3 pseudogenes are annotated in these 1,043 nt (G+C 65.6%); 1 reads left to right on the plus strand and 2 read right to left on the minus strand.

The annotated features are described in order from the left end of the window. Both JCM25156_RS31705 and aroQ read right to left on the minus strand, forming a co-directional pair. Positions 1 to 146: pseudogene (locus JCM25156_RS31705) on the minus strand (acetyl-CoA carboxylase biotin carboxyl carrier protein); the annotation flags it as partial. Then, a pseudogene (gene aroQ, locus JCM25156_RS25975) lies at positions 143 to 596 on the minus strand (type II 3-dehydroquinate dehydratase). The pseudogenes aroQ and JCM25156_RS31705, both read right to left, overlap by 4 nt. Positions 597 to 761: 165 nt before the next feature. Between aroQ and JCM25156_RS29110 the strand changes: the two are divergent. After that, a pseudogene (locus JCM25156_RS29110) lies at positions 762 to 1,043 on the plus strand (hypothetical protein); the annotation flags it as partial.

Raw genomic sequence — 1,043 nt, forward strand, 5'->3', positions numbered from 1 at the left:
GGCACGGCATGGGCCACGGGGGCCGCCGCGCGGACAACACGGATGCGGTTGTCCTTTTCCGCGATCTCGATTTCGGTCAGGCCGGTATCGGTCAGAATTTCCGCCAATGCCCGAATGGCATCCGCATCCACGAGCAGTCGGCTCATTGATCGTCCTCGTCCAGAATCATGTCTGTCATGGCCTGAAGCGCCAGCGCGTACCCCCGCACGCCCAGCCCGCATATGACGCCAATGGCGGCGCGGGAAACGTACGAGTGATGGCGGAAGTCTTCACGGCGGTGAATATTGGAAATGTGGACCTCGATCACGGGCAGATCAACGGCCAGAAGCGCGTCAAGCAGCGCAACCGAGGTGTGGGAGTAGGCCGCCGTTGATGATGATGCCGCGTGCGCGGCCCCGGCATTCCTGTATCCAGGATACGAGTTCCCCCTCCCCGTTGGTCTGGCGGAAGTCAATGGCCACATCCAGCCGTTCGGCGGCCTGGACGCAGACCTGCTCCACGTCATCCAGCGTGGCGTGACCATACACCTCGGGCTGGCGCAGTCCGAGCATGTTCAGGTTGGGGCCGTTCAACACGGCAATGAGAGGGCGCTCCATGATGCACGCGCCTAGCACGCCCGCCGCCCGGTTCCAAGTCCGTTCGTGTCCGGGCCCGCGTAACGGCCCCGCGCGGGCGTCATGTCACGGGCGTCATGGCCGCGCCGGTGGGGCAGGGTACGTATTGGTAGGAAATCCGGCCCGCACTGTGTTATGGGTCGGTTCATGACAGGGTATCCCGATCACCGGAACGGTGACGAGCGGGCGCGGCGCGGTGTGGCATGGTACGTGGTGCCGGTCGTGGCCGCCTGTTTCATGTCCATCGTTTCCGGCACCGAACCCGCGGCCTGTGCACCGGTGCGTCACGACGCGCGTGGCGTGGCGTCCCCGGCCGTCATGGCGGATGTCCCGCCGGACTGGAGCAGCATGGCATTGCAAGCTGGTACGGAACCCGCGTGCAGAAAGGCCGCGCCACCGCATCGGGCCAGACCTTTGATCCCGACGCGC

The organism is Komagataeibacter kakiaceti JCM 25156 (assembly GCF_000613305.1).